The sequence below is a fragment of the Citrobacter sp. Cf116 genome (assembly GCF_030336505.1).
GTDB classification, from domain to species: domain Bacteria; phylum Pseudomonadota; class Gammaproteobacteria; order Enterobacterales; family Enterobacteriaceae; genus Citrobacter; species Citrobacter freundii.
Map to the genome: position 1 here is coordinate 1 of NZ_JAOWEQ010000013.1, position 227 is coordinate 227.

At 56.8% G+C, this 227-nt stretch carries 1 rRNA gene; it reads left to right on the plus strand.

Annotation, left to right across the window (positions count from 1 at the left end):
* A 5S ribosomal RNA gene (rrf, locus tag OGV74_RS23330) occupies positions 1 to 82 on the plus strand; the annotation flags it as partial.
* Positions 83 to 227: the final 145 nt, after the last annotated feature.

The following is a 227-nucleotide window of genomic DNA, read 5'->3' on the forward strand; positions in this document are numbered from 1 at the left end:
CCATGCCGAACTCAGAAGTGAAACGCCGTAGCGCCGATGGTAGTGTGGGGTCTCCCCATGCGAGAGTAGGGAACTGCCAGACATCAAATAAAAACAAAAGGCTCAGTCGAAAGACCGGGCCTTTTGTTTTATCTGTTGTTTGTCGGCGAGCGCTCTCCTGAGGAGGACAAATCCGCCGGGAGCGGATTTGAACGTTGCGCAGCAACGGCCCGGAGGGTGGCGGGCAG